Source organism: Paenibacillus sp. GM2 (assembly GCF_900069005.2).
Classification (GTDB): domain Bacteria; phylum Bacillota; class Bacilli; order Paenibacillales; family Paenibacillaceae; genus Fontibacillus.
Genome location: NZ_LN831279.1, coordinates 406,949 through 424,390 on the forward strand (window position 1 = coordinate 406,949; position 17,442 = coordinate 424,390).

Below are 17,442 nucleotides of genomic sequence, written 5' to 3' on the forward strand. Positions count from 1 at the left end.
CCATGTTTCAACTGGATTTGCTGAATACCCAAAAAGATACATCCGGGCGGAAGGGGCGAAGTGCGGGCTCCGTCTCCAAAGTTTCCTACAAGGATATTGCGATTGTCGGAATATCCGCCAAGCTGCCGCGTGCAGAATCGCACGATGCCTTCTGGGAGCTTCTGCGGAGCGGCAAGGACCTGGTAGGCGGGTTTCCCGATTCCCGCAAAGAGGAATTGAAGCCGTATTTACGCCGTATGGAGGCGCAATACGGCTCTGTTTCCTTTTTTGACGGGGCGTATATCGAAGATATTTCAGGTTTTGATTATTCTTTTTTTCGGCTTTCACCGAAGGAAGCTTCGCTGATGAGTCCGGCGCAGCGCCTTTTCTTGCAGACGGCATGGAGCGCGCTTGAGCATGCGGGGTACGGCGGAAATGCGCTGCATGGTTCACGCACCGGCGTCTTTATCGGCTATAACGGGGACGCGCTGCATGATTACAAGCGAATCGTCGAAGCGTTGGACCCGGACGCCTTGTCTATGGCGGCACCCGGCAATCTGAGCTCCATGATACCGAGCCGGATTGCGTATTTGCTTAATTTGCGCGGACCTGCGATCAGCGTGGACACTGCCTGCTCCTCTTCGCTGGTGGCGGTGCATCTGGCATGCCAATCGATCCGCAGCGGCGAATGCGAGGCGGCGATTGCCGGCAGTGTCAAAATTAACGTGCTGCCGCTGGATATCGGCATACGGCTTGGTATCGAATCCAGCGACAACCGGGCCAGAACGTTCGACGACTCGGCGGACGGAACGGGTATCGGCGACGGCGTGGTTGCGCTGCTGCTGAAGCCGTTGTCCCGCGCACAGGAGGACGGTGACTCTGTATATGCCGTCATCAAAGGCAGCGCGATGAATCAGGATGGCGGATCGGTGGGGATTACCGCTCCAAACGCCCTCGCGCAGGAGGATGTGATCGCCCGCGCCTGGCAGGATGCGGATATTGATCCCGAAACGGTAACGTATATTGAGGCACACGGCACGGGAACCTCGCTGGGCGATCCGATCGAAATCGATGGGCTGACGCGGGCCTTCCGCCGATATACCGATAAACGGCAATTTTGCGCTATCGGTTCGCTGAAAACAAATATCGGTCATCTCGACCATGCCGCCGGTATTGCAGGTCTGCTCAAAGCGGTCCTGTCGCTTGTCCACAAGCAGCTTCCGCCAACGCTTCATTATCGCTCGCCGAACCGCAACATTTCATTTGTCGATTCTCCCGTTTATGTCAATGACGAATTAACGTCATGGGAGACGGACGGCGAAGCAAGAAGATGCGGAGTAAGCGCGTTCGGCATGAGCGGCACCAATTGCCATGTTGTGCTGGAGGAGGCTCCCGCCGCGATGCCTTCGGGTCTTTCCGCCAGAACGGAGCTGGTGTGTTTGTCCGCGCACAGCATGACGGCGCTGGAGCAGCTTGTGCTAAGGATCAGGGATTGGGTTCTGGGGCATCGCGACGAAGAGAGGCGCAGCTTGGCCGACCTTTGCTACACTTTGGCCGTTGGCCGGGGGACCTATCGGTATCGCCTGGCGATCGCAGTAAGCAGCTGGGATGAGCTTGCTCAGACTTTGCATGCCGCGGTCGAAAGCGGCATTCCCGGCCTTGCGCTGCCGAACGTTATGTTTGGTACAGCCGATTTGGCAGCGGCCGGGAATACGCGCCAGCAACGACAGCAATCCGTTCCAAATGAACGGGAAATGAAAGCGCTGGAGCTGGGCCAACGTTATGTGGACGGATACGAGATCGACTGGACGTCCATCTACCAAGGACAACGCCGCCAACGGCTGCCGCTTCCGACATACCCGTTCGATTCCCATCGTTGCTGGGTGGAGGAGTCGCGCGCCGAAGCAGCACTTCATACGCCATTTGCGGCTTGGAGCGGATATACGCTTGGCGGCGACATTCCCGAGAAGCTTGAGCAAGAAATGAACGAGACGTTTGCCAGATGGCAAGCCGTGCTGGAACGGAGCGGCGGAACGGTGAGTCAACGCCGCGGCGGCGTTGTGTTAACCGGGGAGCGCTCCGGGCTGGAGTGGGAGCAGCATGTAGCAGATGCCTGGGGGGGACTGCTCGGTTATGATGAATTGCCCGCAAAGGCCGGGTTTTATGAGCTGGGCGGAGATTCCATTATTGCGCTTAAAATTGCAAACCGGCTCAGCGAGCATGCGGGCATCCGCATTCAGGCGGCGGATTTACTGGGACATCCCGATCTGCCTTCGTTCACGGCGCTGATCGAGCGGCGGCTCAGGGAGAGCGGCGCGGCGACAGCGCCAAGAACGGACTTCCGGCCTGATGAACAAGTGGAGGACATTGGGAACGGCGGAATCGAGGCCAACGGCCGGCATGAAGGACAAGCGGCGTCCGGCGAATGTGACGGAGCAGAGGCGTCTGGAGGGCCTGTCGGACCGCTGACCAGCCAAGCATCCGACGCTTTGTTCGGGGATATATTGGAGCCGATTCCAAAGGCGGCTCCGCAGGAGCATTATCCGGTTTCGTCGCCGCAGAAACGCATGTATTTGCAACAGCAGGCGCTGCCGGATGATCGCAGCTACAATTTGCCCGAATTGTTGTACTTGGATGGGGCAATTGATGCAGATCGGCTGGAGGCCGTCTTGCAAGCCATCGTGGAGCGTCACGAGACGCTTCGCACCACCTTCCACGTCATTGACGGAGAGATCAGGCAGCGTATTCACGCCGCTATTCCTTTCCGCCTGGTTCGCATGGAGATTAGTGAAGCGGAAGCGGACGGTGTGCTGCAAAGCTTGTTCCGGCCGTTCCAGCTGGATATGGCTCCGCTGCTGCGCGCAGCCTTGCTGAGATTGGAGCCGGAGCGCCATGTGCTGTTTCTTGATATGCATCATATTGCATCCGACGGGATGTCGGCGGGCATTCTTTTATCCGACCTGATGACTTTATATCAGGGCGGTTCATTGCCGCCTCTGACGCTGCAATACAAGGATTATGCGGCTTGGCAGGAGAGCAGGCCGCACTCCGCAAATGCCGAAAGGTATTGGCGCGAGAAATGCCGGGGGGAATGGCCGCTGCTTATGCTTCCAACCGATGCTCCGCGTCCGCCGGTCAAAGGCCATCGCGGGGAAACGTTTGACGTGTACGTCGAGGCAGGTTTAACGGCGGCTGTACGCAACCTTGCGGCCGAATCGGGCACGACTCCGTTTATGGTGCTGCTATCGGCTTATTACACTTTCCTCGCCCACTATACAGGGGCCGAGGACATTGTCGTCGGCACGCCGATTGCGGGACGAAACCGGCGCGAGCTGGAAGCGATCGCGGGGATGTTTACTGGCACGCTGGCACTGCGGGCTCATCCGCGCGCGGACAAGCCGTTCAAAGCTTTTTTGTCCGAAGTGAAAGAGATGGCGACCGGAGCTTACGCCCATGCCGATTATCCATTTGAGGATCTCGTGCAATGGCTGGATAGGAGGGATGCCAGCCGGAGTCCGCTGTTTGATACGATGTTCATTATGCAAAACCTGGGTATTCCCAACGCTTCATCGAAGGGGCTGTCGTATCGCCACCGGCGCTTTGAGCATGGCACAGCCAAATACGATTTGATGATTCAGGCCGTAGAGAGTGGGGCGGAATTGCGGCTTGTTGTAGAATATAGTGCCGATTTATTTCGCCGCGCCACAGTAGAACAATTCATGCGGCATTATGTGCAGCTGCTGCGCAGCTTGACGGATCGTCCCAACGCTGCGCTCGGCACAGCGGAGATGCTGACGGAGGAGGAGCGCCTGTATCTGATGGCGCTGGGAAGACGCGCAGCGAACTTTCCTCCGCCGCGCTGTCTGCATGATTGTTTCAAGCAACAGGCGCTGGCTGTTCCCGACCTGCCGGCTGTATCATGCGGCGGTGAATCCATGACCTATCGGGAGCTGGATCGCCGCACAGATGCGCTGGCGATCACCTTGCGCGCCAAAGGGGTGGGACGCGGCAGCGTAGTCGGCATCATGGCGAAGCGTTCCATCCCTATGCTGACTGCTATGCTTGCCGTTATGAAGGCCGGAGGCGCTTATATGCCTATAGATCCGCATTACCCTGAGGAGCGCATTCACTATATGCTGAAGGACAGCGGCGCGAAGCTGGTGTTTGCGGACGGCACAAGTTCCGGAGCCGCGGCTGTCATGCCAGTCTCCTTCCAGGTGCTGGACCTGGCGGATGAGACACTGTTCTCCGAAGGAGACGATGCCGCCGACGCATGGCCGCAGGACGCCGCAGATCCGATGTATGTCATCTATACCTCCGGTTCTACGGGTCAGCCGAAGGGCGTTGTTGTGCCGCATCGCAGCTTTTACAATTTCGGACATTCGCTCCGTACATTTTTCGAGGAGCAATACGGCGAGGGAGACAGATGCCTCAGCCTGACTAATATTTCGTTTGACGTCAGTGTAGCAGAGCTGTTTATGCCGCTTATGTTCGGAGCTTGCACGGTACTTTACCCGGAGCCGAAATGGCTGGATCCCGGGCGAATTGCCGAGGTGATTGCCAAAGAGCAGATTACTTTCGCTTATTTGCCGCCGTCTTTGCTGAAAGAGGTTGCGCGGCAGCTGGAGCAATCGCCTTCCACGATTGCGTTGGACAAAATGCTCGTTGGGGTAGAGCCGATCAAAGACGAAACGCTGGAGTTATATACGAAGCTTAATCCCGGGATTCGGATTATTAACGGTTACGGTCCGACGGAAGCGACGGTGTGCTCCAATATGTACACCTACAAACCGGGCGCTTATCGCGGTGGTTATGTGCCGATAGGCGGGCCGATGCACAATGTTGAAATTTATATATTCGGCTATGGCGGCCAGCTTGCCCCGACCGGTGCCGCCGGCGAGCTGTATATTGCCGGCAGCGGCCTTGCCAACGGTTATCTCAACAGACCGGATTTGACGACCGAGCGATTTTTACCGCATCCCTATCGCGAGGGTCACTTCATGTATCGGACCGGCGATATCGCAAAGTGGCTGCCGGACGGTAACGCCATGTATGTGGAGCGGGCCGACCAGCAGGTGAAAATCAGAGGCGTGCGGATTGAAATGAATGAGGTTCGCTCGCAATTGATTTCCCTTCCCGAGGTGGAGGATGCGGTTGTGCTCATTCGCGAGCGGGCAAACGGCGACAAGGAATTGTGCGCGTATGTGGTCGCTTCGGACAAGCTCCCTTCGCGGGAATGGCGAAGAAAGCTGAAAGACAAGCTGCCGGAAGCGATGATTCCGACCTATATCGCAGCGATTGAAGCGGTACCGCTGACGCCGAACGGGAAAGTGGATCGGCGCGCCTTGCCTGAGCCGGAATCCGGGCTTCGGGAGCAAGGAAAGCCGGAGCCGCCGCGAGATGAAATGGAAGAGCGCGTCGCCGCCATTTGGGAGGAAGTGCTGGGCGATACGGTCGGGCCAATCGGTATTTACGACGACTTTTTCGAGCTTGGCGGTCATTCCTTGAAGGCTGCCGTGCTGGCGGGCAAGCTGCAGCAGGCGACGGGCAGTCTGGTTCCGCTCAGCTTGATATTCGAGCTTACTTCTATCGCGGAAATGGCCGCTTGGCTGAAGGAACGGGACGGTGCCGCTGTGGCGGCCGGGCCGATTCCAAGGGCGGAACACCGCGAGTGGTATCCGATGTCGCGCGCCCAGCGCCGCCAATATATGATGCAGATGCTGGCCGGAGACGCAGCTATGTATCATGTGCCGTTCGCGCTCCGCTTGCGGGGCAAGCTGGATACAGCGCGGCTGGAAGACGCGTTTATAGCCCTGATTGGTCGCCACGAAAGCTTGCGGACGACCTTTCATATGTCAAAGGATGAGTTCAGGCAAATGATCCATCCGCCGTATCCGTTTAAGTTGGAGGAGCTGGACCTTGCAGCGTTGACCGGAGATGATGCGCTGCTGGAAGCGCCAATGGATGGTACCGAGGTGACGAGGTTGATGAAGGTTTTCCAGCGCCCGTTCTATCTGGATAAGCTGCCGTTGCTGCGGGCGGCGCTGTTGCGACTGCATGAAGGAGATCATCTGCTGCTGCTGGATATTCACCATATTATTACCGACGGCGTATCCTCCGGTTTGCTGGTGAATGAGCTGTCGCAGCTGTATGCCGGACAAGTGCTGCCGGAGCCGCGCGTGCAATACAGCGATTATGCGGTGTGGCAGGAAGCCGGATATGCAAATGCCGCTTATGCGGAGCATGAACGGTACTGGATGGAGCTCTTTGCAGGCAAGCTTTCTGTACTGGAGCTGCCGACGGATCGCCCGCGTCCCTCTCTTCCGAGCTATAAGGGCCGCCGCCATACGTTCCGGCTGGATGCGCAGATAACGAGGGAGGTGCAAAAGCTGGCGCGGGAAGCAAAAACGACGATGTATACGGTGCTGTTGGGTGCATTTGCCGCGCTGCTGGCCAAATACAGCGGACAGGACGAAGTGATTGTAGGCACCCCCGCTGCCGGCAGAGAGCATGCCGATACACATGGCATGATCGGCATGTTCGTCAACACGCTGGCGCTGCGAACCAGGCCGGCAAGAGACAAGACGGTACGGGCCTATATAGCGGAGCTTCATCACCATGTCGTAGAGGCGCTTTCGCACCAGACGTATCCTTTCGAGGAGCTGGTTGAAGGGCTGAAGGCCGATACGGACAGAAGCCGCAATCCATTGTTTGACGTTATGTTTGTCTTGCAAAATATGGACCGGGTGGCGATGGAAGCAGGCGGACTTGTTTTTGGCGAAATACCGTTCGAGACGGGGACAAGCAAGTTCGATTTGACTCTGGAAGCGGTGGAGCGGGAAGCGGAAATCGAGCTTCAACTGGAATACGCAACGGATTTATTTCATGAGGAAACCGCACGGCGCATGGCGAAGAGCTATGTCGTACTCGTTCAGGAGATGTGCAGAGCGTATGATCGCACGGTGGGTGAGCTTGAGCTGATGAGTGTAAGCGAACGCGAGCAATTGCTGGCATCGTTGGCTGGAGGAGGTATGACGGTACAGACCGCGAGTAAAGAGAGGAGCAGGGGGAGGATGGAAATTCTAGTTGGGGAAGGCATGACGAACCGGCAAGCAGACGCGGCTGCGGCTTCCGCGCAAGCAACGGCGAAATGGACGGGTCTGGTTCAGGAAGTGGAGTGCCAGGCGGCGCGCACGCCGGATATGGCGGCGATTCAATTTGGTGCGGAGACAGTGACTTACGCCGAGCTGAACGAACGCGCGAACCGGCTTGCCCATTCCTTACGGGCGAAGGGGATTGGGCCCGAGCGAATTGTTGCGCTGATGGCGTCCCGCAGCCCGCAGCTGCTTGTCGGCATTTTGGGTGTTCTGAAAGCCGGAGGCGCATACGTCGCCATTGATCCCGCTTACCCCAAGGAGAGAATCGACTGGATGCTTGAGGATTGCGGCGAAGCGCTTCTGCTGACGGAAAAAGCCTATGCAGGAGTCGCAACGAGAGCTGTTGCCGAGTGGTATCTGGATGATCCGGAGCTGTATGCGGCGGACAGAGGCAATCCGGAGCAGGTTCACCAGCCGGATCATCTGGCTTATGTGCTGTATACGTCGGGTTCGACCGGACGTCCCAAAGGAGTGATGATCGAGCATCGCGGGCTGGCGCATTTCATCAGTGGCTTCCGAGACCGGATTCCGTTCGAGATGGGCCAGAGCATCCTGGCGATGGCCTCGGTATCCTTTGATATTTTTGTCGTTGAAAATCTGCTTCCGCTCACGCTGGGGATGCGGATTGTGCTTGCGAGCGAAGAGGAGCGGGGCGATGCCGCCCTGCTGCAAGGCCTGATCGACACGCATGGCATCGATGTGCTGCAAATTACGCCATCGCGCTTCAAATGGTGGATGAACCAGCGAGGCGAAACGGACGGTTTGCGGCAGCTGCGTATTTTGATGATCGGGGCAGAGCCGCTGACGGCCGATATACTCGACAAGCTGCGCGCCGCCACTGGAGCCAGATTGTTTAATTTGTACGGTCCAACGGAGACGACGGTGTGGACTTCAATCCGGGAAGTGACCGAAGGCGAGGACATTTCGATCGGCACTCCGATCGAAGGTTCCGTTATGATGGTGCTTGACGAAGGACTGAAGCTGCAGCCGACAGGTGTGACGGGTGAAATTTGCATCGGCGGGCCGGGCGTCGGGCGTGGGTATCTCAGCCATCCCGAATGGGATATCGCTTTTGTGCCGAATCCGCATATGCCGGGCGGACGCATGTATCGTACGGGCGACCTTGGGCGCAGGCTTGGAAATGGGGAGCTTGCTTATGCAGGACGCCGCGATTTCCAGGTGAAAATCAGGGGTCACCGGATTGAAATCGGTGAGATCGAGCAGTTGCTGCTTCGCCATGAGCAGGTAAAGGAAACGGTTGTCACTGCGTTTCAGGAGGAGGATGGGGAGTATGCGCTTTGCGCATATATCGTCAAACACAACCCCGCGGCGGTGGAGGCAGAGCAGGACGGCACCGAGCCTTCCGGTCGGCTGACCGTGCAATTGCGTGAATATCTCGGGAACAAGCTGCCTTCTTATATGGTTCCTGCCTTCATGGTTATTCTGGATACAATTCCGCTTACGCCAACGGGCAAAATTGACAGAAGGGCGCTGCCGAAGCCGGGAACGACCAACGCTGGCATACGCGAGCTTGTTCCGCTTTCGACGGATACCGAGCGCAAGCTGGTGGAGATTTGGAAGGAGCTGCTCGGTACGGATGCGATTAGCGCCAGGGACAGCTTTTTCGAGCTGGGGGGTCATTCCCTGAAGGCAGCGGGCATGGTCAGCCGGATTGCAGAACGCTTTGGCGTCCAAATGCCGCTGCGCGATATTTTTATGAATCCTACGCTTGAAGGTTTAGCAGCCCTTCTGGACACGAGCGGAACCGTGGCGGCCGCTCGTATTCCAAGGCAGCCGGAGCGCGAGTATTACCCGATGTCGAGGGCGCAGCGCCGCCAATTTATGATGGGGCTGATCTCGGGCGAGGCAACGATGTACCATGTGCCGTTCGCCGTGCATATGCACGGCAAGCTTGATGTAGAGCGGCTGGAGGAAGCTTTTCTTGAGATTATACGCCGCCATGAATCGCTCAGAACGACATTTCATCACGAGGAGGACGAGTTCCGCCAGCGCGTGCATGCGCAGCCGGTATTTACGCTGGAGCGAGGCGCCAGGCTGAGAATGGCAGCCGGCAAGCTGCTTGCGGAAGGGGGAGACGAAGGATTGTTCGGCGGTATCAGCGCACTGATGGAGCGATTTATCCGTCCGTTTGATCTGGGTCATCTTCCACTGTTCCGGGCCGGATTGATTCCGCTTGGCGAGGAGCGCCATCTGCTGCTGCTGGACTTTCATCATATTATTACCGATGGCGTCTCCGTCAGCGTCCTGCTGCAGGAACTGACTGCTTGGTATGGCGGCGGCGAGCTGCCGGAGCTGGATATTCAGTACCGGGATTACGCGGTATGGCAAGAAGAGCAAATGAGCAGCGAGGCATACATGGAGCATGAGCGCTACTGGCTGGAGGCGTTCGAAGGGGAGCTGCCAAAGCTTGCGCTCAAGGCGGCCTTGCCTAGGCCGGAACTGCAAAATTTCCAGGGCGGTCTGATCATCTTCAGGCTGGATGAGGAGCTGACGCTCAAGGTCAAGGCGTTTGCGCGCGAGCGCGGCACGACGTTGTATACGGTGTTGCTCGGGGCTTATTCGATGCTGCTGAGCAAATGGAGCGGCATGGAGGATATCATTATCGGCACGCCGGTAGCGGGTCGCAATCATGCGCAATTGGAAGGTCTCCTTGGTATGTTCGTCAATACGGTCGCGATTCGCAGCTTCCCCGAATCCTACCGTACAGTTGGCGATTATTTGTCCGAGCTGCATGAGGATGTATTGCGGGCGCTGGAGCACCAGAATTATCCGTTCGAGGATTTGGTGCAGAAGCTGGGTATTGAGCAGGATCGCAGCCGCAATCCGCTATTCGATACGATGTTTATTTTGCAAAATATCGATCGCGCCGCTTACCGTTCGGGCGGCATTGAATTCGACCCCAAGGAATTCGATCCGGGCGTCAGTAAATTTGATTTAACGCTTGAAGCGGCGGAGCGGGACGGCAGGATCGGCTTTGCGCTGGAATATGCGACAAGTCTTTTCGCTGAAGAGACTGTCCGGGCGCTGGCAGAGGATTATACGGCGATTTTGCGCGCGCTGGTTGAAGACGGAGCAAAGAAAAAAATCGGTGCTGTGCTTGCGGCAAGCAAGCTTAGCTGAACCCACATTCTGAGCCTAAGGAGGCGGCGAACGATGAAGTTGTCGATGGAAAGGAAACCGTTTAACGAGTTTTGGATGAATTGCATGCTCAACCAGGCTTTTTCCATTGCGGTGTCGGAGGAACCCAGCTACAGGAATGCGGCGTATTTGAATATTTATCGTTACTATCCGTGGGAGGCTGCGACGGATAAGGACTTCCGCTATCCGACAATCGATACGCTGTATTATTTAGACGACCCTGCTAGATTCCCGTTGGCGCAGGTGATCCGCTATATTGAGCCCGGGCATTTCCGCAGCAAGGAGACGGTGCTGGAGGAAATCAGGGCGATGCTGAAGGGCGGACGCAACTTAAGTGTAAACGTCGACCTGTATGATTGGCTGCCCGGCAGTATGGCCTGGAAAAGGTTCCATTGGTATCATTATTCGCTGTTTAACGGATACGACCAGGAGCGCGGCATCTTTTACGTCATTGACGATACGCTTGCGGGCTACGAGGAGCACGAGGTGCCGGAGGAAAGGCTGCTCAAGGCGTATGGCAATTCGGAATACAACGTGAACCCGGACTATTTGGGGCCTGCCTTCTACGTATACAACCTGCAGGACAAGGTTCAGCCCTACGAGTTGAAGCTGGATGAGGTAGTCGATAATGCGAGGCGGCTGGCGAGGGAGCTTGACCAGTTCTCCATGGAGGGCATGTGGAATGTAGATTCTGACCCAGACAAGAAGCAAGCGCATCTCACCTATGGCCTTGTCGGCGTCAACATCATCTGCAACCGTCATATCGCTAACATGTCCTTGCTCCGTTCCTTGCGGGAAAAAAGGCTGATCGGTGAGTCGCTGTATGAGTCGCTGTCCGGTCAACTTGGCGCGGTGGGGGACGGTTGGGATCGGGTGAAAGACCGATTTGTAACAGGGGACTTCGAACGCGACAGAGAACTGGCGCTCGCGGATGCCTTGTTTGCGAAGGAAAAAGCGTTCTGGGCTACGCTTGCGGATGGTGTGTAAGGCGGATTGCGTCAATAGGTTACCCGGAGGTGGGCGTTATGACGATATCTTTAATCTGTTTGCCATATGCAGGAGGCTCTGCACAAGTTTACAAGCGCTGGATAAATCAGCTGCATCCTGGCGTGCGTCTGGTGCCGGCCGAACTGGCGGGCAGGGGAAGTCGCATAGGCGAGCCGTTCTATGCGAACGTGACCGAAGCTGTGCGGGATTTGCTGCCACTGGTGCGGGAGACAGCGCTTGGCTCCGATTCTTATGCTTTATTTGGCCATAGCATGGGCAGCCTGCTGGGGTATGAGATACTGCATGCGCTGCGGGAGGAAGGATTTCCGCTGCCTGCGGCAGTCTTCCTCTCCGGCAGAGGGGCGCCGCATTGCGAGCAGGAGGAGATCCGCGTGACCTATATGCTCCCGGATGACGAATTTCTCGAGGCATTGAAACGGCTCGGCGGCATGCCTGACGAGCTGTTCCGGCATCAGGAACTGCTCGATATGTTTATGCCGATTCTAAGAGCCGACTTCAAGCTTGTTGGCGAGTACGAGCATCGGGTACGCCCGCCGCTTCCGCTCCGGCTTGCCGTCTTAAGCGGCAAGGATGACGACTGCATCATAGGACCGCTTGAGGAATGGGGGCATTATGCGACAGGGGGCTGCGAGCTAATGCTGTTTGAAGGCGGACATTTTTTCCTGCATGAGCGGGAAGGCGATGTTGTAGCGGTGATAAACAAAATGCTGACCGAGTCGCCTGCCCCGATCTGACCTTGAGGAGCGTGATGGAAGATGCTGAACAAACATGCGATATGGTTTCCCGGTCAGGGCTCGCAGCGCGTGGGAATGGGAAAAGCGCTGAGCGCTCGGCATGCGGTTGTCAAAGCGACGCTGGAGGAAGCGAATGAAGCGCTCGGCATGCGCCTTGACAGCCTGATGTATGAAGGACCGTTGACAGAACTGACGCGGACGGAAAATGCCCAGCCTGCTATTCTTGCGCTGGGCATGGCAATGTACCGCCTCTACAGCCGGGAATGGGGATACCTCCCTGCGATGGCTGCCGGCCATAGCCTGGGCGAGATTACCGCTTTAACCTGCGCGGGGGCGATAACGTACCCGGATGCGCTCCGGCTTGTACGCTGCCGTGGCGAGCTGATGCAAGGGGCCGCTGCTGCGGGGCTCGGCGCGATGGCCGCCGTGAATGGGCCTAGTCCTGATCATGTGGCCAAAGTATGCTTGGAGATCAGCGCAGGCTGCGCCGATGGAAGCCATATTGTGGTGGTATCGAATATAAATTCAGAGCGGCAAACGGTGATTTCAGGCCATCAAGAGGCCGTCCATGAGGCGTCCGAAAGACTGTCCGTTCACGGGGCCACGGTTATTCCGCTGCAGGTAAGTGCGCCGTTCCATAGCCCGCTGATGGCGTCGGCGGCGGAGCGGTTTGCCGAAGTACTAAGCCGCGTATCGTTTGGAAAATTGGATTTTCCCGTCGTTTCCTCCTTGACGGGTCTTCCTTACGGGAATACGGCGGAGATTGCCGTGATGCTGTCAAGGGGATTAACGGACCCTGTCAATTGGCCGGCGGTCCTGGCATTTCAGATGAGCATTGGCATTGCCACCGCCGTGGAACTGGGTCCGGGCAATGTATTGAAACGGTTGGCTCGATCGGACGGACTGCGAGTATTTGCGGTTGATGACAAGGAGGATGAGGCCTATCTGATTGCTGCAAGCCAGCAATCAGATGCTTATTCGATTGAGCTGATGAATCGTTGTCTGGCTATCGCCACTTGCCTCCGCAACCGCAACTGGAACGCGGTCGAATATGAACAAGGCGTCGTTGTGCCTTACCGCAGCTTGCAGCGGTTGGTCGAGCGGCTGCGGGAAACGGGAGAGCCCGTGGCGGAGACGCATGTTCGGCAAGCGGTGGCGATGCTGAATTCGGTGTTTCGCACCAAAGGCACGCCCGCCGAAGAACGGGAGCAGCGGCTGGCCAGCCTGCAGGTTGAATTCGGCCTGAACGGCTTGCCGGGCGTTTCTACTGCCGATCGGCCATACTCGGGCAGTTTATTATAGTGCGTGTTCAAAAAGACGGTTTTCAGTACCGAAGCTTATGTTTTCGATGTGCGTTTTTTCAAAACGCTATGGTTAGATGATGAAATTCTATATCGCAAGAAAACCTACCTCTGAATCGCGGTCGCTCAGCCTTGAATTTGCCTCGATGGGTTTTCTGATCAAAAGCGACTTTTTGAACAACCTCTTATAGAAAGGAGTGGGGTCATGGGTATGCGGCTGGCCAATGACGAATCGGAACAAGATGGAGTCAAGCGGTCTACGGAGATGCCATCTCCCGTGGAAATTTTGCAGGCATTAATCCGCTTCAATACAACAAATCCGCCAGGCGAGGAAGCAGCATGCATTATGTATATCCGGCAACTGCTTGAGGATGTGGGCATTGAGACGCGAACCTATGCGCTTGATCCAACCCGGCCCAATCTGCTGGCCAGGATAAAGGGCAGCGGGGAGGCACCACCGCTGCTGCTGTACGGGCATGTCGACGTCGTTGGCACAGGCAAGCAAGCCTGGAGCCGCGACCCGTTCGGGGGCGACATCGAGGGCGGTTTCGTCTGGGGGCGGGGCGCTCTTGATATGAAAGGCGGCGTGGCGATGCTCGTATCAGCTTTCCTCCGAGCGCATGTCCACAAGCTGCCGCTGCGGGGCGATCTCATTCTGGCGATTGTTAGCGACGAGGAAGCAGGTGGCGAATACGGGGCTTCCTTTCTGGTAGATCGACATGCCGATTATTTCGCGGGTGTAAAGTTTGCAATCGGCGAATTTGGCGGCTTCGCGTTTCATGCGCTGGGGAAAACTTTTTATCCAATTATGGTGGCGGAGAAGCAGCTATGTTGGCTCAAAGCGACGATTAGAGGAGACGGAGGGCACGGCTCCATGGGCGAGCCGGGAGCCGACTGTATGGCGCAATTGGGGAACATGCTTCAATCGCTTAGCAGGAATAAACTGCCGATACATGCGGCACCGGCGGCCCGGTTGATGATTGAAGGCATGGCCGACGCGCTGCCGCTGCTGCCGGCGCTGCTGCTGAGAGGGCTGCTGCGCCCCCGACTAGGCGGTATCGTCCTGAAGCTGCTCGGGGAAAAGGGCGGGGCGTTCGCCCCGCTTCTGCGTAATACAGTCAGTGCGACCGTCGTTCGCGGCGGCGAGAAAATCAACGTCCATCCAAGCGAAATTACGGTCGAGCTGGACGGCCGAACGCTGCCGGGCGTCACTCCGCAGCAATTTATGGACGAGCTGCGCCGATTCGCGATTCCTGATTCGATCGGGCTGGAGGTGCTGCGCCATGATCCATGCGCCGCAGCGCCCGACATGGGGATGTTCCGTTTGCTATCCGATGTGCTGAAAGAAGCGGATAAGGAGGCCGTTCCAGTGCCGCTGCTGCTGCCTGGAGGAACGGACGGAAGATTGTTTGCGAAGCTCGGTATCCAAACCTATGGTTTCCTGCCCATGCCGCTGCCCAAGGACATGCAGTTTACCCAACTGATTCATGCGGCGGATGAACGTATTCCCATAGAAGCGATTGGGTTCGGCACGGATGCGATTTACCGGGTGCTGGAGCTGTACGGAGCGCAGCCGTGATGCCTTTTAAAACGTTTTGAATACTCGCATATTTACAATTTTATTAGAGATTGAAATGCAAATGACCATTTCAATCTCTTTTTTTGCGTATTTCGTGTCTGCATATTTATATAAATCAAAACCGAAGGCTCAACCGAAATTCTGAGAGGTTCCGACGAAAAAGTGCCAGTTCTTTCTACTACGCACCGCTTATAATAGAATTCAATTCGAGCAAGAGAGGATGAATTCGAGATGACACTATCTTATGCGGATCTGCTGAAGTTAAAGCGTTGGAATACGCCCACGGTTTATAACGGGTGGGAGGTGATCACGCAGAATGATATTACGCAGGGTTTTAATCTTGAGGAAAGCCATGACTTCATGCCGCATATGGGGCCTATGGTCGGCTATGCGGTTACGGTGCAATTTGAACCGAGTAATCCAGATCACCCCAAGAATCATCCGAATGCATGGAGCGAATATCGCAAGTATGTGGCCAGCGTGCCCGGACCAAAGATCGTCGTCGTGCAGGATCTGGATAAACCACGTGTGATCGGCGCGTTCTGGGGCGAGGTGAACAGCAACATCCATCGCGCATTGGGCTGTGTAGGCACCATCACGGACGGAGCGATCCGAGATATCGATGAAATGAACAACGCTGGCTTCAAAGCCATAGCCCGGAGAACATGCGTCGGTCATGCATTCAGTACACCGGTTCGCTGGGGGATCGAGGTCGAGGTATTTGGATGCAAAGTTCAGCCAGGCCAGCTTATTCATGCTGACAAGCATGGCTTTATGGTCATTCCGAAGGAAGATGAAGCCCGATTATTGGAGGCTTCCATGTATATGGACAGCAATGAATGCAGCACGGTGATACCGGCGGCACGCAGTGCAGCAGGAATGACGGTGGAGGAACTGCTAGCGGGGATCGATGCGTCAGGTAGACAATTTGGCTTGAATGTGAAGGAAAGGTTCGGCTCCGCGGGAGAATGGTAAGAAGAAGGAGGGAATCATGATGATTCTTAGCGATTTGAGTAAATGGGAGGAAGAGAAGTGGGCATATGCCCCGATTTTGCGTATTGCGATGGATTACTTGCGTACGGCAAATTTGGAGAATGCTGACATCGGGACGTATAGCCTTCTTGGGGATGACATGTTGTTTATGATTCAACAAGCTAATACCGTGCTTCCGCAGGAACGAAAATCGGAGCATCATGCCAAGTATATCGACGTTCAAATGGTTGTGACAGGCGTAGAGATTCATGTCGTTGCCAGACAATCCGAGCTGAACGTCCCGGTCGAGGATCAATTGTCCGACAGGGATTATGCCTTGTACGAAAAGGTCGAGAATGAATTCGAATTGCTGTTAAAGCCAGGTATGTTCGTTATTTATTTCCCTAACGACCTTCACCGGCCAGCTTGCAGCCGCACAGGTGGCATGGAGACGAAACGCGTCGTCATTAAAATAAATAAGGACCTCCTGCAAACAAACAGTGAGAATCTGAATCTCAATCATCTTCTGCTGTAGGTGCTTAACAACCGATGGCATTTATTATTTCTTGCGTCTCCCTGTACGATGATGAGATATCCGGTACGCTTTGGGAGATACTCCCTTGGTTTTCCGGAAAATCCGAGCAAAGCTGGAGTAGGAGCCGAAACCAGATTCCTCGGCAATGTCTGCGATTTGCATCTCTGTAGCATGCAACAACGAGCATGCGTGGCGGACACGAAGCTCGTGAAGCAGGTCTATGAAGTGAATGCCATATTGGCGGGCAAACAATTCGCTAAGAGATGAGGGATGAAAGCCAAACCTTTCGGATAAATCCGTAAGATTTAGAGGCTCCAGGTAATGTTCGTGAATATAACGAATGATAGGCCAAACCGAGCGAACTTGGGATGGTGAAATTTGGGACGATACAGAGGTTGATATATCCGTTATAGCCTGTAGGCTGCTTCTTGCAAACTGGGTTAAAACCCGCTGCAGATTCGCTTTTAACATCACCGTTGCAAATGGCACCGGCTTCCCGTATTCATTCCAAATCATAGTGAAGATTTGCTGCATTTCATCTAACAGGCGCCCTTCAAAATGAACGAAAGTATTCCTTGCGTCGGTGGCATTGCCTAACAGGACTTCATGTAATGAGGGATCTAATTCTCCAAGCTCCAAGATGACATCCAAGGGGAAGTTGCAAATATATAAATCGAGCGGATCGTTTGGATGGGAGACGATTTCATGTACTTGGTAGGGAAGCAGCAGTACCATGATGCCGGGTATCATGTCATGCATGGCACCATTAATGGTTTCTGTCCCTTGACCGTTAAGCACCAAGGTCAGTTCTACGAAATCGTGCCGGTGAGAAGGTGTCTTCCACTGCAGCTTTCGTTTCATATAGAAAGGGAAGCTGGCGTTCATATTAGGATATTCGAATAAATACTCCGGATACATGCGGCTGCACCTCCTATTCCAGATACTATTATTATATCAAAAACGCGAAAGTAGAATAAGGAAGACATACGAAGAGCGACGAAACGGATAAGTACTTGAG

The 17,442-nt window shown here is 55.6% G+C and carries 8 protein-coding genes; 7 read left to right on the plus strand and 1 reads right to left on the minus strand.

Features of this window, described 5'->3' with window-relative positions:
- Window positions 1-2: 2 nt before the first annotated feature.
- From BN1360_RS11695 to BN1360_RS11725, 7 genes are all read left to right on the plus strand, one after another.
- The gene (locus tag BN1360_RS11695) at window positions 3-10,277 is read left to right on the plus strand and encodes a non-ribosomal peptide synthetase (RefSeq protein ID WP_068780037.1); all 10,275 of its coding nucleotides are present in this window, start codon (window positions 3-5) and stop codon (window positions 10,275-10,277) included.
- Window positions 10,278-10,310: 33 nt separating this feature from the next.
- Window positions 10,311-11,282, plus strand: a complete 972-nt coding sequence (locus BN1360_RS11700) for a cysteine peptidase family C39 domain-containing protein (RefSeq protein WP_068780038.1) — start codon at window positions 10,311-10,313, stop codon at window positions 11,280-11,282.
- Between the two features lie 38 nt (window positions 11,283-11,320).
- Complete coding sequence (locus tag BN1360_RS11705; protein WP_068780039.1) at window positions 11,321-12,037, plus strand: thioesterase II family protein; 717 nt, start codon at window positions 11,321-11,323, stop codon at window positions 12,035-12,037.
- A gap of 21 nt (window positions 12,038-12,058) precedes the next feature.
- Window positions 12,059-13,339 carry an ACP S-malonyltransferase gene (fabD, locus tag BN1360_RS11710; RefSeq protein ID WP_068780040.1) on the plus strand — a complete coding sequence of 427 codons (1,281 nt, stop codon included), beginning with the start codon at window positions 12,059-12,061 and terminating at the stop codon, window positions 13,337-13,339.
- A gap of 204 nt (window positions 13,340-13,543) precedes the next feature.
- A complete protein-coding gene (locus BN1360_RS11715; protein WP_068780041.1) occupies window positions 13,544-14,917 on the plus strand; it encodes a M20/M25/M40 family metallo-hydrolase in 1,374 nt (457 codons plus the stop codon).
- Between the two features lie 231 nt (window positions 14,918-15,148).
- A complete protein-coding gene (locus tag BN1360_RS11720; protein ID WP_068780042.1) occupies window positions 15,149-15,892 on the plus strand; it encodes an RraA family protein in 744 nt (247 codons plus the stop codon).
- Between the two features lie 16 nt (window positions 15,893-15,908).
- Window positions 15,909-16,424: a NanQ anomerase/TabA/YiaL family protein gene (locus BN1360_RS11725; protein WP_082790032.1), complete on the plus strand. Its 516-nt coding sequence runs from the start codon at window positions 15,909-15,911 to the stop codon at window positions 16,422-16,424.
- A 24-nt stretch (window positions 16,425-16,448) separates the two neighbouring features.
- On the opposite strand, the gene BN1360_RS11730 is transcribed toward BN1360_RS11725, so the two are convergent.
- Entirely contained in the window at window positions 16,449-17,342 is an 894-nt protein-coding gene (locus tag BN1360_RS11730; RefSeq protein WP_068780044.1) for an AraC family transcriptional regulator, read from the minus strand.
- Window positions 17,343-17,442: the final 100 nt, after the last annotated feature.